General features: G+C 63.6%; 15 protein-coding genes. 3 read left to right on the top strand and 12 right to left on the bottom strand.

Features of this window, described 5'->3' with window-relative positions:
* Nucleotides 1-34: 34 nt before the first annotated feature.
* The 10 genes from pdxJ to rpoE all read right to left on the bottom strand — a co-directional run bounded on the left by pdxJ (nucleotide 35) and on the right by rpoE (nucleotide 10168).
* Nucleotides 35-757, bottom strand: a complete 723-nt coding sequence (gene pdxJ / locus ACNFCI_RS12895; protein WP_411969630.1) for a pyridoxine 5'-phosphate synthase — start codon at nucleotides 755-757, stop codon at nucleotides 35-37.
* Nucleotides 758-819: 62 nt separating this feature from the next.
* Nucleotides 820-1503, bottom strand: a complete 684-nt coding sequence (gene recO, locus ACNFCI_RS12890) for a DNA repair protein RecO (protein ID WP_084855949.1) — start codon at nucleotides 1501-1503, stop codon at nucleotides 820-822.
* Nucleotides 1504-1654: 151 nt separating this feature from the next.
* On the bottom strand, nucleotides 1655-2557 hold the full coding sequence (gene era, locus ACNFCI_RS12885; RefSeq protein ID WP_084855948.1) for a GTPase Era: 903 nt from the start codon (nucleotides 2555-2557) through the stop codon (nucleotides 1655-1657).
* On the bottom strand, nucleotides 2550-3239 hold the full coding sequence (gene rnc / locus ACNFCI_RS12880) for a ribonuclease III (RefSeq protein WP_084855946.1): 690 nt from the start codon (nucleotides 3237-3239) through the stop codon (nucleotides 2550-2552). The genes era and rnc overlap by 8 nt, the downstream gene beginning before the upstream one ends.
* A 164-nt stretch (nucleotides 3240-3403) precedes the next feature.
* Complete coding sequence (gene lepB / locus ACNFCI_RS12875; RefSeq protein ID WP_084855944.1) at nucleotides 3404-4258, bottom strand: signal peptidase I; 855 nt, start codon at nucleotides 4256-4258, stop codon at nucleotides 3404-3406.
* A gap of 5 nt (nucleotides 4259-4263) precedes the next feature.
* Nucleotides 4264-6063: a translation elongation factor 4 gene (gene lepA, locus ACNFCI_RS12870; RefSeq protein ID WP_084855941.1), complete on the bottom strand. Its 1800-nt coding sequence runs from the start codon at nucleotides 6061-6063 to the stop codon at nucleotides 4264-4266.
* Between the two features lie 320 nt (nucleotides 6064-6383).
* A complete protein-coding gene (locus ACNFCI_RS12865; RefSeq protein WP_411969629.1) occupies nucleotides 6384-7784 on the bottom strand; it encodes a DegQ family serine endoprotease in 1401 nt (466 codons plus the stop codon).
* Nucleotides 7785-7986: 202 nt separating this feature from the next.
* On the bottom strand, nucleotides 7987-8952 hold the full coding sequence (locus ACNFCI_RS12860) for a MucB/RseB C-terminal domain-containing protein (protein WP_368829523.1): 966 nt from the start codon (nucleotides 8950-8952) through the stop codon (nucleotides 7987-7989).
* A gap of 12 nt (nucleotides 8953-8964) precedes the next feature.
* Entirely contained in the window at nucleotides 8965-9555 is a 591-nt protein-coding gene (locus tag ACNFCI_RS12855) for a sigma-E factor negative regulatory protein (RefSeq protein ID WP_084855936.1), read from the bottom strand.
* Between the two features lie 31 nt (nucleotides 9556-9586).
* The gene (gene rpoE / locus ACNFCI_RS12850; protein WP_010220971.1) at nucleotides 9587-10168 is read right to left on the bottom strand and encodes an RNA polymerase sigma factor RpoE; all 582 of its coding nucleotides are present in this window, start codon (nucleotides 10166-10168) and stop codon (nucleotides 9587-9589) included.
* A 435-nt stretch (nucleotides 10169-10603) separates the two neighbouring features.
* Here rpoE and nadB point away from each other — a divergent pair, with 435 nt between their 5' ends.
* The gene (gene nadB, locus ACNFCI_RS12845; protein ID WP_084855934.1) at nucleotides 10604-12208 is read left to right on the top strand and encodes an L-aspartate oxidase; all 1605 of its coding nucleotides are present in this window, start codon (nucleotides 10604-10606) and stop codon (nucleotides 12206-12208) included.
* A gap of 56 nt (nucleotides 12209-12264) precedes the next feature.
* Here the strand turns inward: nadB and ACNFCI_RS12840 are convergent, their stop codons facing one another.
* Nucleotides 12265-12723: a protein YgfX gene (locus tag ACNFCI_RS12840; RefSeq protein ID WP_084855932.1), complete on the bottom strand. Its 459-nt coding sequence runs from the start codon at nucleotides 12721-12723 to the stop codon at nucleotides 12265-12267.
* The gene (locus ACNFCI_RS12835) at nucleotides 12707-12961 is read right to left on the bottom strand and encodes a succinate dehydrogenase assembly factor 2 (RefSeq protein WP_043206462.1); all 255 of its coding nucleotides are present in this window, start codon (nucleotides 12959-12961) and stop codon (nucleotides 12707-12709) included. The genes ACNFCI_RS12840 and ACNFCI_RS12835 overlap by 17 nt, the downstream gene beginning before the upstream one ends.
* A gap of 134 nt (nucleotides 12962-13095) precedes the next feature.
* Here ACNFCI_RS12835 and ACNFCI_RS12830 point away from each other — a divergent pair, with 134 nt between their 5' ends.
* Together ACNFCI_RS12830 and ACNFCI_RS12825 are read left to right on the top strand one after the other, a co-directional pair.
* The gene (locus ACNFCI_RS12830; RefSeq protein WP_368829524.1) at nucleotides 13096-14037 is read left to right on the top strand and encodes a folate-binding protein YgfZ; all 942 of its coding nucleotides are present in this window, start codon (nucleotides 13096-13098) and stop codon (nucleotides 14035-14037) included.
* Nucleotides 14038-14090: 53 nt separating this feature from the next.
* Nucleotides 14091-14897 carry an HDOD domain-containing protein gene (locus ACNFCI_RS12825; protein ID WP_084855928.1) on the top strand — a complete coding sequence of 269 codons (807 nt, stop codon included), beginning with the start codon at nucleotides 14091-14093 and terminating at the stop codon, nucleotides 14895-14897.
* Nucleotides 14898-14971: the final 74 nt, after the last annotated feature.

Here is a 14971-nt window from a genome sequence, read left to right as displayed (position 1 = left end):
GCTGGGCAAGCCCGCGATCAGGCCGTGCGAAAAATCAGCGGGAAGCCGCTACGATCAACGCCTTCATCTCCGCCACCGCCGCCTTGAAGCCGACGAACAGGGCATGGGCCACCAGCGCATGGCCGATGTTCAGTTCGTTGATGCCCTTGATCGCCGCCACCGCCTCGACGTTGTGGTAGTGAAGGCCGTGGCCGGCATTGACGATCAGCCCCTGTCCCACGCCAAAGGCCACGCCATCGACGATACGCTGCAGCTCGTCGGCCACTTCGGTCGGCGTCTGGGCATCAGCGTAACGGCCGGTGTGCAGTTCGACCGCAGGTGCGCCGACGCGACGCGAGGCCTCGATCTGGCGCTCGTCCGGGTCGATGAACAGGGAAACCTCGGCCCCCGTACGTGCCAGACGCTCTACGGCAGCCTTGATCCGCGCCTCCTGGCCGGCGACATCCAGGCCGCCTTCGGTGGTGAGCTCCTGGCGGGTTTCCGGCACCAGGCAAATGTGCGCCGGGCGGATTTTCTCGGCGAAGGCCATCATCTCTTCGGTGACGCCCATTTCGAAGTTCATGCGCGTCTGCAGCACGTCCTTGAGCAACAGCACATCGCGCTCCTGGATGTGCCGGCGGTCTTCACGCAGATGCACGGTGATGCCATCGGCCCCCGCCTCCTCGGCATCCAGCGCGGCCTTGACCGGGTCCGGGTAACGGGTGCCCCGGGCTTGGCGCAGGGTCGCCACGTGGTCGATGTTGACGCCGAGAAGCATGCGGTTGCTGTGAGTCACGAAAGGGCTCTCCTGAAGTGTGAGCCCCACAGCATACGATGTGCTCAGCGCTTGCGAAACAGTTCCCGACTCACCAGGGGCTTGGGGCCCAGGTGCACCGCCAGGGCCTGGCGCATGAGGCGCTTGGCCGCCAGCAAGGCGCCAGGCGCCGCCCAGTCGGCCTGGCCCAGTGCCAGCAGCTCGGCTCCGGTGAACAACCCAGGCTGCGCCAGGTACACCCGCTCCAGGCCCGCATCCACCTGCAAGCGGTACAGCCCGGTGCTTTCGATCGGGTCGTCGTTGATGTCGTGGTCCAGGGCGAAGGCATACCCCAGCTCGTCCAGCAGGCGCCACTCGAAGGCACGCAGCAGTGGTTCCAGCGCGCGGCCGGCGGCCAGGGCCTGGAGCGTCAGGGTGTAGTGTTCGAACAAGCCAGGGTGCGGGGCCTCGGCCGGCAGCAGGCGCATCAGCAACTCATTGAGATAGAGCCCGCTGAACAGGGCATCGCCATGCAACCAGCCGGCAATGCCGATACTGTCGAGGCGGCCGACGTTCTTCAGCTCGCCGCGTCCGCGCAGCTCCACCTCCAGCTCCACGAACGGGCGTACCAGGCTGCCACCCTTGCCCCGGGCACGGCGCAGCACCGCCCGCACGCGCCCCTGCGGCGTGAAGAAGTCCACCAGCGCACTGGTTTCCTTGTAGGCACGGCTATGCAGCACGTAGGCCGGCTGGCCGACTGGTTGTTCCATGGAAATCACTCGCCCCGGTTCGGCACATGCCCCTGTAGGAGCGGCCTTGTGCCGCGAAAGGGCTGCGAAGCGGCCCCATGTTCAAGGGCCGTTCTGCGGCCCTTTCGCGGCACAAGGCCGCTCCTACAAGGGGCGTGGCCGGCCTGTGGCGTTACAGGTCGCCGTAGCCCAGCGAGCGCAAGGCGCGCTCGTCGTCGGACCAGCCGCCCTTGACCTTGACCCAGAGGTTGAGCATGACCTTGGCGTCGAACAGCAGCTCCATGTCCTTGCGCGCCTCGGAACCGATGCGCTTGATGCGCTCGCCCTTGTCGCCAATGATGATTTTCTTCTGCCCGTCACGCTCGACCAGAATCAGCGCGTGGATGTGCAGCACATGGCCCTGCTGCTTGAACTCTTCGATTTCCACGGTGATCTGGTACGGCAGCTCCGCCCCGAGTTGGCGCATGATCTTCTCGCGGACCAACTCAGCGGCGAGGAAGCGGCTGCTGCGGTCGGTGATCTGGTCTTCCGGGAAGAAGTGCTCGTTCTCCGGCAGGTGCTTGGCGATCAGCGCCTCGAGGGCCTCGAGGTTGTGCCCCTGTTGGGCGGAGATCGGCACGATCTCGGCATTCGGCAGTTGCTGCTGCAGCCATTGCAGGTGGGGGATCAGCTCAGCCTTTTCTTCCATGCGATCGGTCTTGTTGACGGCCAGGATCACCGGACCGGTGACGTACTGGACCCGCTCGAGCACCAGCTGGTCCTCATCGGTCCAGCGGGTACGGTCGACCACGAAGATGACCACGTCGACGTCCTTCAGGGCCGCCGAGGCGTTGCGGTTCATGTAGCGGTTCAGGGCCTTGTCGTTGGCTTTGTGCATGCCGGGGGTGTCGACGTAGATCGCCTGCACGTCACCCTCGGTCTTGATGCCGAGCATGTTGTGGCGGGTGGTCTGCGGCTTGCGCGAGGTGATTGCCAGCTTCTGGCCGAGGATATGGTTGAGCAGGGTCGATTTGCCCACGTTGGGGCGGCCGACGATGGCCACGTAGCCGCAGCGGGTCGGGTTGCTATCAGTCATTGCCATTCTCCACGCCCAGGGCGATCAATGCGGCGGCGGCGGCGACCTGCTCGGCGATACGCCGGCTCACGCCCTGGCCACGGCTCTTGTTGTTCAGCAGCACCACCTCGCATTCGACGAAGAAGGTGCGGCAGTGCGGTTCGCCCTGGATGTCCACCACTTCGTAGCGTGGCAGTTCGCAGGCACGCGACTGCAGGAACTCCTGCAGGCGGGTCTTGGGGTCCTTGTTGGTGTCGACCAGGGTCAGGCCGTCGAACTCACCGGCCAGCCAGGCCAGGATGCGCTCACGCGCTGCCGCCATATCGGCGTCCAGGTAGATCGCACCGATCAATGCCTCCAGGGCATCGGCCAGGATCGACTCACGGCGAAAGCCGCCGCTCTTGAGCTCACCCGAGCCCAGGCGCAGGTACTCGCCCAGGTCGAAGCCACGGGCCAGGCGGGCCAGGGTCTCGCCCTTGACCAGGCGTGCGCGCAATCGCGACAGCTGGCCTTCCCGGGCCTGGGGGAAACGCTCGAACAGCGCTTCGCCGACCACGAAGTTGAGGATTGCATCGCCCAGAAACTCCAGGCGTTCGTTATTGCGCCCGGCATAGCTGCGATGGGTCAGGGCCAGCAGCATCTGGTCCTGATTCTTGAAGGTATAGCCGAGCTTGCGCTCCAGGCGAGCAAGGGAAGCACTCATGGGGCCACCCGTGGGTTGTTCAACGCGTTGTTCAAATCAACATCCTGAAAGACTGTTTGGCTGTGGTCCGCCACCTTGTGGGCGGCAGAATCTCTCGATCCCTGAGAACACAGCCTATGTCAGAAATGCATTCGGCGCTGTCTGCCAGACAGCGCCGTTGGGTATCAATGGATCAGGCCGACCCGCGACAGGTTGGGGAAGTGGCTGAGCTTAGGCTCCGGCCAGCTCATCCAGACCGCGAAGGCCTTGCCGACGATGTTCCGATCCGGAACCATGCCGTGCAGTTCCTTCGGAATGTTCGGATCGTCCCAGTAACGGCTGTCGTTGGAGTTGTCGCGGTTGTCGCCCATCATGAAGTAATGGCCGGCGGGCACGGTCCATTGCTGGTCCGGCGGCATGCGGTAGCGGCTCATCTCCTTGCGGATCAGGTGCTCGGCCTCGCCCAGCTTCTCCTTGTACAGCTGGGCGCTGCCCAGGGTACCCGGCTCGGCGCCGACCAGTTGCTCGGCTACCGGCTGGCCATTGACATACAGGCGCTTGTCGCTGGTGTAGCGAACCTGGTCGCCCGGCAGGCCGACCACGCGCTTGATGTAGTTGACGTTCGGGTCGCTGGGGTAGCGGAACACCATCACGTCGCCCCGCTGCGGGTCACCGATCTCGATGACCTTCTTGTCGATCACCGGCAGGCGAATGCCATAGGAGAACTTGTTCACCAGGATGAAATCGCCCACTTCCAGGGTGGGTTTCATCGACCCCGAAGGGATCTGGAACGGCTCGACCAGGAACGAGCGCAGCACCAGCACGATGAACAGCACCGGGAAGAACGACTTGCCGTACTCGACCAGCAACGGCTCCTTGTTCAGGCGCTCGAGCACGGCCATCTCGGGCTGGCTGACGCTGCCCTGGTAGTTGGCGACCGCCGCTCGCCGGCGCGGGGCCAGGAACAGCAGGTCGATCAGACCCAACAGGCCGCAGACGGCAACGGCGATGACGAGCAACAGCGGGAAATTTAGCGACATAGGACCTAGCTATCCAACCTGAGCACGGCGAGGAAGGCTTCCTGTGGGATTTCCACGTTGCCGACCTGTTTCATGCGTTTCTTACCGGCCTTCTGCTTCTCCAGCAGCTTCTTCTTACGGCTGACGTCACCGCCATAGCATTTAGCCAGTACGTTCTTTCTGAGTGCCTTGACGGTGGTACGCGCCACGATCTGGCCGCCGATGGCTGCCTGGATCGCCACGTCGAACATCTGCCGAGGGATCAGTTCCTTCATCTTTTCAGTCAGCGCACGGCCCTTGTAGTGGGCGTTGTCGCGGTGAACGATCAGCGCCAGGGCATCGACCTTGTCGCCGTTGATCAACACGTCCAGCTTGACCAGGTTGGCCGACTGGTAGCGATCGAAATGATAGTCCAGCGACGCGTAGCCACGGCTGGTCGACTTCAGCTTGTCGAAGAAGTCCAGCACCACTTCGTTCATTGGCAGGTCGTAGCGCACCTGCACCTGGCTGCCGAGGAACTGCATGTCGCGCTGCACGCCACGCTTCTCGATGCACAGGGTGATGACGTTGCCCAGGTGCTCCTGGGGCACGAGGATGGTGGCGGTGACGATCGGCTCGCGGAACTCCTGCACGGCAGAGACGTCCGGCAGCTTGGACGGGTTGTCGACGTAGATGGTCTCGCCGGTCTTGAGCACCAGCTCGTAGATCACGCTCGGCGCGGTGGTGATCAGATCCAGGTCGTATTCGCGCTCCAGGCGCTCCTGGATGATCTCCATGTGCAGCATGCCGAGGAAGCCGCAACGGAAGCCGAAGCCCAGGGCGTCGGAGCTTTCCGGCAGGTATTGCAGCGAGGAGTCGTTCAGGGTGAGCTTCGACAATGCGTCGCGGAAGTCCTCGAAATCGTCGGAGCTGACCGGGAACAGGCCGGCGTATACCTGCGGCTGGATCTTCTTGAAGCCGGGCAGCACTTCGACCTCGGGGGTCGAGGACAGGGTCAGGGTGTCACCGACCGGGGCACCATGGATGTCCTTGATGCTGGCGATGATGAAGCCCACTTCACCGGCCTTGAGGTCGGCGGTCTGGGTGTGCTTGGGGGTGAAGACACCGACGCTGTCGACCAGGTGCACCTTGCCGGTGGACTTGACCAGGATCTTGTCGCCTTTCTTGACCCGGCCGTGGCGTACACGCACCAGGGAGACGACACCCAGGTAGTTGTCGAACCAGGAATCGATGATCAGCGCCTGCAGGGGGGCATCGATCTCGCCCTCGGGGGCAGGGATGGTCTGCACCAGGCGCTCGAGCACCTCGTCCACGCCCATGCCGCTCTTGGCACTGCAGGCCACGGCGTCGGTGGCGTCGATGCCGATGATCTTCTCGATCTCGTCCTTGACGCGGTCCGGGTCGGCCTGGGGCAGGTCCATCTTGTTCAGCACCGGCATGACCTCCAGGCCCTGCTCGATGGCGGTGTAGCAGTTGGCCACGGACTGGGCCTCGACACCCTGGCCGGCGTCCACCACCAGCAGTGCGCCCTCGCAGGCCGCCAGGGAACGGCTGACCTCATAGGTGAAGTCGACATGGCCGGGGGTATCGATGAAGTTCAGCTGGTAGATCTTGCCGTCCTGGGCCTTGTAGTGCAGCGTGACGCTGTGGGCCTTGATGGTGATACCGCGCTCGCGCTCGAGGTCCATGGAATCGAGGACCTGGGCTTCCATTTCGCGCGCAGTCAGGCCACCGCACATCTGGATGAAACGGTCGGCCAGCGTCGACTTGCCATGGTCGATGTGGGCGATGATGGAGAAATTGCGGATATGACTCAAATCACTCACGGGTCAACACTCGAAAAGGCTGCGAGCCGGACGCCCGCCGAAAAATAGCCGGGAATTGTACCTCAAGCCGCGGGGATATGGGAGATTCCTGATCAAGCGCCATGGCAGTGGGCGCTTACCCTACGGGAGCAGGCGCAGCGTCGACCTACCCTGCCCTGTGGAAGCGGGCTTGCTCCGCGATCAGGGGCGCAGCCCTTGCCATACGGGCGCGATAACAGGGTCGACCAATCGCGGGATGTGCTGTGACCGGCGGCATATTTCATGAAATTCTTCATGAAAAAGGGCAGCCGAAGCTGCCCTTTCCTACGCCACCTTCAGCTCTATTCCGCCAGCTTGAAGGTGATGAAGCTGGCGCGGCCTTGGCGCAGCACGCGCATGGATACCGAGCGGTTCTTCGGCAGGTCCTTGGCGATTTCGGTGAACTGCTTGGCCGAGGTGATCGCCTGGTTGTTCAGGTGGCTGATGACGTCACCTGGGCGCAGGCCGATCAGCGCTGCCGGACCATCCTGGATCTCCTTGATCACCACGCCGCCCTTGAGCTCAAGCGATTTCTTCTGCTCAGCGGTCAGGTCGGTCACGGAGACACCCAGGCGGTTGCTGCTGCGCTCGGCGCCGCTCTGGCCACCGGTACCGATGTCGGCGTCATCCTCCGGCAGTGCGCCGATGGTGATGTCCAGGTTCTGGCGCTTGCCGTTGCGGATGATCTCCAGGCGCGCCTTGTCGCCATCCTTGAGGCTGCCTACCAGGTGCGGCAGGTCGGCCGACATGATGATCGGTTGGCCATTCATGCTCAGGATCACGTCACCCACCTGCAGGCCGCCCTTGGCCGCCGGGCCGTCTTCGAGCACCTGGGCCACCAGGGCGCCGGCAGGTTTGTCCAGGCCGAAGGATTCGGCCAGGTCCTTGTTGACCTCCTGGATCACCACACCCAGCCAGCCACGGCTGACCTTGCCGTCTTTCTTCAATTGGTTGGAGACGTCCAGCGCCACGTCGATCGGGATGGCGAACGACAGGCCCATGAAGCCGCCGGAGCGGGTGAAGATCTGCGAGTTGATCCCCACCACTTCGCCCTTCATGTTGAACAGCGGGCCACCGGAGTTGCCCGGGTTGATCGCCACGTCGGTCTGGATGAACGGCACGTAGGTGTCGTTGGGCAGGGTCCGGCCCTTGGCGCTGACGATACCCTTGGTCACCGAGTGGTCGAAGCCGAACGGCGAGCCGATGGCCAGCACCCACTCACCGACCTTGAGCTTCTCGGAGTCACCCAGCTTGACGGTCGGCAGATTCTTGCCCTCGACCTTGAGCAGGGCCACGTCGGTGCGCGGGTCGGTGCCGACCAGCTTGGCCTGCAGTTCGCTGCGGTCCGACAGGCGAACGATGATTTCGTCGGCGTCGGCCACCACATGGTTGTTGGTCAGCACATAGCCGTCGCTGGAGATGATGAAGCCCGAGCCGAGCGACTGCGCTTCACGCTGGCGATCGCCGCGAGGCGAACGCGGCATCTGCGGCATGTTGCGCTCGAAGAATTCGCGGAACATCGGCGGCAGGCCTTCGAGGTCCGGCATCTGCCCGGCAGCGACACGGCGGTCCGGCAGCTTCTGCTTGGTACTGATGTTCACCACCGCCGGCGAAGCTTGTTCGACCAGGGTGGTGAAGTCCGGCAAGGCCTCCTCGGCCTGGGCGGTGAGCACCTGGCCGAGCATCAGCACGGCGGCGAACATCGAGAGATAGGATTTCAAGCGTGGTATCGACATACGGCTCCCGTCACAACGAGCGTAGTTAACAAAGTGAGGCCCTTGCACAAGCAAGAAAGGCCAGACCCCGAGAAGCCTGACCTATAAAAAATTTACGGAAGGATTGCAAATGACAATGCTTTAATTTCATGTCAGCCGCATGACCTACGTGTTGTAGGAAAGCGCGCCATCATTGGCGCGCCTGGGCATCCTGGGGGCGCATGGACAAGGCGACACGCTCGGCGGTCCCCAGGGGAATCTCCCCGACCACCGTAACCATGACCTTGCCCTTGGGCGTATTGAGATGGCGCGAAACCGCCACCGTTGGCCCCAGCTGCGCGCGCGTGTCAGGGCCGACATCATCGCTGACAGGCTCCAGGAACACCGAGAAGCGTGCCAGGCCATCATCGTACATCAGGCTGCTGACCAGGCTGTCTCGCTTGGGATCGCGGCGCACCGAACTGTTGATCAGCTCGAAGCCCGGCGGCAGCCAGTCCGAACGCCAGCCGGCGACGGTTTCAGTGCTGGCCGAGGCGACACGCTCGACCGGCTTGCACGCGGCGCTGGCCTTGAGGTCATCGTCGGTGGGCAGGTCATCGGTGTCCAGACGGGTCATCTGGAAACGTTCGAGCAACTGGCTCTTGTCGTTGAGCATCAACGAGCGCAGCGGCAGGCCGGTACGGCGGTCCAGGTGCAATTCGAAGGCGTAGCGGTGCTGGTCCCGTGGGCTGAGCGTGACGATCACGGCGTCGCGACCGGCGACCCGCGACTTGCCTGCCACGCTCAAGTCGTACCAGCTCATCAATTTCAGGGGATCGAGTACACGCGGTGCGGAGTCCGGCGGCGTGCCGACACCGCTGGCCAGGGCCCCACTGACGCATTGCACCTTGCCGTCGATGCGCACGATTTCCTGGGCCGCGCCATCGAGCTGCAACAGACGCTCGCTGACCTTGCCGTCCTGGACGCGGTGCCAGATATCGTGGGAGGAGAAGCTGCCATTACGCTCGTAGACGAAGGAACCCTGGTAACTCTGCTCTTGCTCGGCCCGTGCCAGCTTGTTCAACCATTCGCTCGCCTCGGGCGAGGAGTTGGCCGCCAATGCCGGCACCGTCATGCAGCTGCCGAGCAGCAGCGACAGGAGAGGTAGCGCGCGCATGATCCTCCTTACTTAACGGTTTTCCAGGCTGGCGGCGCGTGCGTAGGGCAGAGCGGTTTCGGTGCCCTTGAGCGCGGATTCCTGGGCATGCTGGCGCAGGTAGCCTGGCAGACGCTGATCCCAGCCGGCCTGGTTCTGCAGCACGCCGTTGGCCATCGGCCCGGTCGGTTGCTCACTGCTTTCACTATAGCCTGCCAAAACAGCTGGGCCTTTGCTTTGTGGCACGCTCAGGCCTTGTTGGGCTGGCTGCTGGGAAGCGAGCTCGGCACCGGTGATCTCGTCCTGGTTGTACAGGCGCACGCCAGCCAGCACGGCAACGGTCACCGAGGCTGCGACAGCCAGGCGGCCGATGCTGCGCCATGGGCCTTGCTTGACCTTGGCAGGCACGGCTTCGTCGGCCAGCGCGGCGGACACCGCCGAGGCGATATCGAGCTTCGGCAGCACCAGCTCGTTGTGCATGGCTGCACGGGCAACCTGGTAGCGCGACCAGGTGGCACGGGTTTCAGGATCGTCGACGGCGTTCAACACCCGACGCAGTTCCAGTTCGTCCGCTTCGTTATCCATCACCGCGGACAGCGATTCCTGCAAAGCTTCACGACTCATGGCGGTTCCTCTCTTGGCTGTCGCCGCTGTCTCAGGTTTCCTGCAACAACGGTTGCAGGGCTTTGTCTATGGCCTCCCGAGCGCGGAAGATTCGAGAGCGCACGGTACCCACCGGACATTGCATGACACTGGCAATGTCTTCGTAACTCAGTCCGTCGAACTCACGTAGGGTCAATGCCGTGCGCAGGTCCTCGGGCAGCTGCTGGATGGTGCGATGGACAGTGCCTTCGATTTCATCCCGCAACAACGCGCGCTCTGGGGACTCGAGATCCTTGAGACCATGATCGCCGTCGTAAAACTCCGCATCCTCGGAGCTCACATCGCTGTCTGGCGGCCGTCTTCCACGGGATACCAGATAGTTCTTCGCCGTATTGATGGCGATGCGGTACAGCCAGGTATAGAACGCACTGTCACCGCGAAAATTTCCCAGCGCCCGGTAGGCCTTGATAAAAGCCTCCTGCGCGACATCCTGGGCCTCGTGGGTGTCGTGTACGAACCGCACGATCAACCCGAGAATCTTGTGCTGATACTTCAGCACCAACAGATCGAACGCTCGCCTGTCGCCGCGCTGCACGCGCTCGACCAGCTGCTGATCCTCTTCCTGGGTTAGCATGAACACTCCTCAGTGGTCTCGAAGGAGCGTTGCAACAGCCATCGTTCAGGCTTGCAACCATAGACTCGGCGTTTGCGCAAAAGTTCTCCCCTCCAAGCAAGTTTCCTGCGGCCCTTGGTCGGCTCGCACGAAAGACACAGCGCGGACATGGCCGGCTGCGTCGATAATCAGGTCTCGAATACGCACGTGTCAGCCCGGATAGAGCTGCCGCCATGCGTCGCCGCGGCATTCAGTGGCGTACGGGCAGCCTTCTTAGGATTTCCACCGGTATCGGAAAGTTCCCACAAAGATCGCCTCGACGGCGCAGATGCCATTGGAAATCAGGCACCTGTGGCTGCTATAAAGGCAGCCGGACAGGATCAACGATAGTTTCACAATGCCATCTGTGCCTGACTATTGTGCCGCTCCCCCTCTCAAGATTACTAGTGTCAAGACATGAGCCAACAATTCCAACATGATGTCCTGGTGATCGGCAGCGGTGCCGCTGGCCTGAGCCTGGCACTGAACCTCCCCAGCCACCTGCGCATCGCCGTGCTGAGCAAGGGCGACCTGGCCAACGGTTCGACTTTTTGGGCCCAGGGCGGCGTCGCCGCCGTGCTGGATGACACCGATACCGTACAGTCCCATGTCGAGGACACGCTCAATGCTGGCGGCGGCCTGTGTCATGAGGATGCCGTGCGTTTCACCGTCGAGCATAGCCGCGAAGCCATCGAATGGCTGATCGAGCAAGGCGTGCCGTTTACCCGTGACGAGCACTACAGCGTCGATGACGGCGGCTTCGAATTCCACCTCACCCGCGAGGGCGGGCACAGCCACCGGCGCATCATCCATGCTGCCGATGCCACCGGCGCGGCCATCTTCACCGCGTTGCTGGCCCAGGCCCGGCAACGGCCGAACATCGAGCTGCTGGAGCAGCGGGTGGCGGTCGACCTGATCACCGAGCGTCGCCTGGGCCTGCCGGGCGACCGCTGCCTGGGCGCCTACGTGCTGGACCGCAACACCGGCGAAGTCGATACCTTCGGTGCACGTTTCACCGTGCTGGCCACCGGCGGCGCGGCCAAGGTCTATCTCTATACCAGCAACCCCGACGGTGCCTGCGGCGATGGCATCGCCATGGCCTGGCGCGCCGGGTGCCGGGTGGCCAACCTGGAGTTCAACCAGTTCCACCCCACCTGCCTGTATCACCCCCAGGCCAAGAGCTTCCTGATCACCGAGGCCTTGCGCGGCGAAGGCGCCTTGCTGCGCCTGCCCAACGGCGAGCGCTTCATGCCACGCTTCGACCCGCGCGAAGAGCTGGCACCGCGCGATATCGTGGCCCGGGCCATCGACCATGAGATGAAGCGCCTGGGCGTGGACTGCGTATACCTGGACATCAGCCACAAGCCGGCTGACTTCATCAAGAGCCATTTCCCCACCGTCTACGAGCGCTGCCTGGCGTTCGGCATCGACATCACCCGCCAGCCGATCCCGGTGGTGCCGGCGGCTCACTACACCTGTGGCGGGGTCATGGTCGACGACCGCGGGCACACCGACGTGCCAGGCCTGTATGCCATCGGCGAAACCAGCTTCACCGGCCTGCACGGTGCCAACCGCATGGCCAGCAATTCGCTGCTGGAGTGCTTCGTCTACGGCCGTGCAGCCGCTGCCGACATCGAGGCGCACCTTGCCCAAGTGGGCATGCCCACCGCCCTGCCCTGCTGGGATGCCAGCCAGGTCACCGACTCGGACGAGGACGTGATCATCGCGCACAACTGGGACGAACTGCGGCGCTTCATGTGGGACTACGTAGGTATCGTGCGTACCAGCAAACGCCTGCAACGCGCCGAACACCGCGTACGTCTGCTGCTGGACGAGATCGACGAGTTCTACAGCAACTACAAGGTCAGCCGCGACCTGATCGAGCTGCGTAACCTGGCCCAGGTGGCGGAGCTGATGATCCGCTCGGCGATGCAGCGCAAGGAAAGCCGAGGGCTGCATTACACCTTGGATTACCCGGGGATGCTGCCCGAGGCCAGAGACACTATCCTCAGCCCGGCCTGATATCGAAGTCGCCTTTTTCGCGGGTAAACCTGCGAAACGGGCGACACGCTCTTGGACTATTGGTTCGAGACCGCATCCCACCGCCTGCGACTGAACTTCAGCCGCACCCGCAAGCGCCGATGCTGGTCGGCATCCAGGGCATCGCGGGGCACGCACTGACTCTGGCCAAGCCAGCGCCCCGGCCTTGCGAAACGCAACACCACCAAACCGGGCAACGCCACGCTATCACGATTCAGCCGCACCGGCTGCCACCCATGGGCACGGCTGAACAAGCGCCAGCCCGCCAGGTCACGGCGCAAACCGGTAATGGCCTCGGGGTGGGTCAACAGGATATGGCGGGGAATCACCCAACAGGCATGGGCAAGGCAGGCAACGGCGACGGAAAGGCCGAGCCACCAGGGCAGCGCGCTCGAGGTCAGGGCCGAGCACGCCAGCACCTGGCAGGCCAGGTAGGCCGTCAGCAGCAGGCGTGAGCCTCGCCAACGGCATTCGAAATGCTCACTTGGGCTGGACACGGTCCAGAATGATGCGAACCATGCGTTGCAGCTCGGGGTCGTCGGACTCGGTGCGCTCCATGAACCAGCCGAACATGTCCTGGTCTTCGCAGGTCAGCAGGCGACGGTACAGCTCGCGGTCCGCTTCGCTCAGGGTGGGGTAGACCTCCTGGGTGAATGGCACCAGCAGCACGTCCAGTTCCAGCATGCCGCGACGGCTGTGCCAGAAAAGCCGGTTGAGTTCAGTTTGTTCGACCATGGGGGCCCTCCTCGAATGGGCGGCCAGTATACAGCGGGGCGCTCGCGGCGGCACAAGGCGTTGGTCTAGTCACCTACCTATTTTGTTACCAGCGTTCTATGATGGCCGCCAGTCTCAAGCAACCGCGATGACCCATGGCCGATTCCGCTTTCTTCTGTCCCCTGTCCCACGAGGGCATCCTCGCCGTCCGCGGCTCCGACGCCGGCAAGTTCCTGCAAGGCCAGCTGACCTGCAACATCAACTACCTAAGCCAGGAATATGCCAGCCTCGGTGCACGCTGCATGGTCAAGGGCCGCATGCAGTCGAGCTTCCGCATCCTTCCGGAAGGAAACGGCTATCTGCTGGCCATGGCCAGCGAACTGCTCGACACGCAGTTGGCCGACCTCAAGAAGTATGCCGTGTTCTCCAAGGCCACCCTGGCCGACGAAAGCGCTGCCTGGGCGCGTTTCGGCCTGGAACGGGGCGATGCCGCGCTCCAGGCATTGGGCCTGGCCATACCTGCCGAGGCCGGGGCCACGGTACGCCATGACGGCCTGATCGCGATCGCCGTCAGCAGCGGCCGCGTGGAACTCTGGGCCCCCGCCGCGCAAGCCTCCACCGTGCGCCAGGTGCTCGCCACGCACCTGGCCGAAGCGCCCCTCAACGACTGGCTGCTCGGCCAGGTCCGCGCAGGCATCGGCCAGGTCATGGGCCCGACCCGCGAGCTGTTCATCCCGCAGATGATCAACCTGCAGGCCGTCGACGGCGTGAGCTTCAAGAAAGGTTGCTACACCGGCCAGGAAATCGTCGCGCGCATGCAGTACCTGGGCAAGCTCAAGCGTCGTCAGTACCGCCTGGCGCTGGCCCAGGACAGCGTGCCCGCACCGGGTGCCGAGATCTTCTCGCCCACCCATGGCTCTTCGGTGGGGGAAGTGGTGATCGCTGCCAGCACTGGCCAGGGCTGCGAGCTGCTGGCGGTGCTCAGCGCCGAGGCGGTGGAAGACGACAACCTGCACCTGGGCAGCCTCGAAGGCCCCCGGCTGGAACTGCTCAGCCTGCCCTACGAACTGGACCGCGACCGGGAAATCCTGCGCTGACCAGCCTGCCCCGTCACTTGGGCGGGGCTGCACCACTGCGTTAGAGAAGCTACATGAACAAGCTGGCCGAGATGGTTCAAGCACAATTGCTCGCAGCCATCGAAAAGGACGACCTGGTCCTGCCGACCCTTCCGGAAGTTGCCTTGAGCATCCGCGAGGCCGCCGAGGACAGCGAGATCAGCGTCGCCGCCCTGAGCCGGGTGATCGGCCGCGATGCCGCCCTTTCGGCGCGCCTGATCAAAGTGGTCAACAGCCCGTTGCTGCGAGCCTCGGTGGAAGTCACCGACTTGCACACCGCCATCACCCGCCTGGGCATCAACTACAGCTGCAACCTGGCGATCGGCCTGGTGATCGAGCAGATCTTCCACGCCCGCTCACCGTCGGTAGAGCATAAATTGCGCGATATATGGGCCAACAGCCTGGATGTTGCCGGCATCAGCTATGAGCTGTGCCGTCGCTACACCCAGCTCAAGCCGGACCAGGCGACCTTGGGCGGGTTGGTCCACCAGATCGGTGCGCTGCCGGTGTTGATCTACGCCGAGGAACATAACGAGCTGCTTTCGGACCCGGTGTGCCTGCACTATGTGATCGAGCAGATTCACCCGGTGCTGGGCGACAAGATCCTCGGCGCCTGGGAATTCCCCGAGCAACTGGTCAAGCTGCCCAGCCAGGTGCAGGATCTGGACCGGCGCACCGACAAGATCGACTACATCGATATCGTGCAGATCGCGCGCCTGCTCAGCCATCGTAATCGCAGCCGGCCATTGGCTGCCCTGCCTGCCTACCAACACCTGGGCCTGCCCCACGGCATGGAACTGGATGTCGCCGACCTGCTCGATGCGCGGAACATGTTGCGCTAGCAGGCTCTGGCACTCTCCTCTGTAGGAGCGGGCTTGCCCCGCGATTAGGCCGGACCTGCCAACGCTGCCGCCTG

This window comes from Pseudomonas sp. NY15356 (assembly GCF_048068175.1).
Classification (GTDB): Bacteria; Pseudomonadota; Gammaproteobacteria; order Pseudomonadales; family Pseudomonadaceae; genus Aquipseudomonas; species Aquipseudomonas putida_K.
The sequence above is the reverse complement of the archived record's forward strand: the minus strand, read 5'-3'. Positions and strand labels throughout refer to the sequence as shown.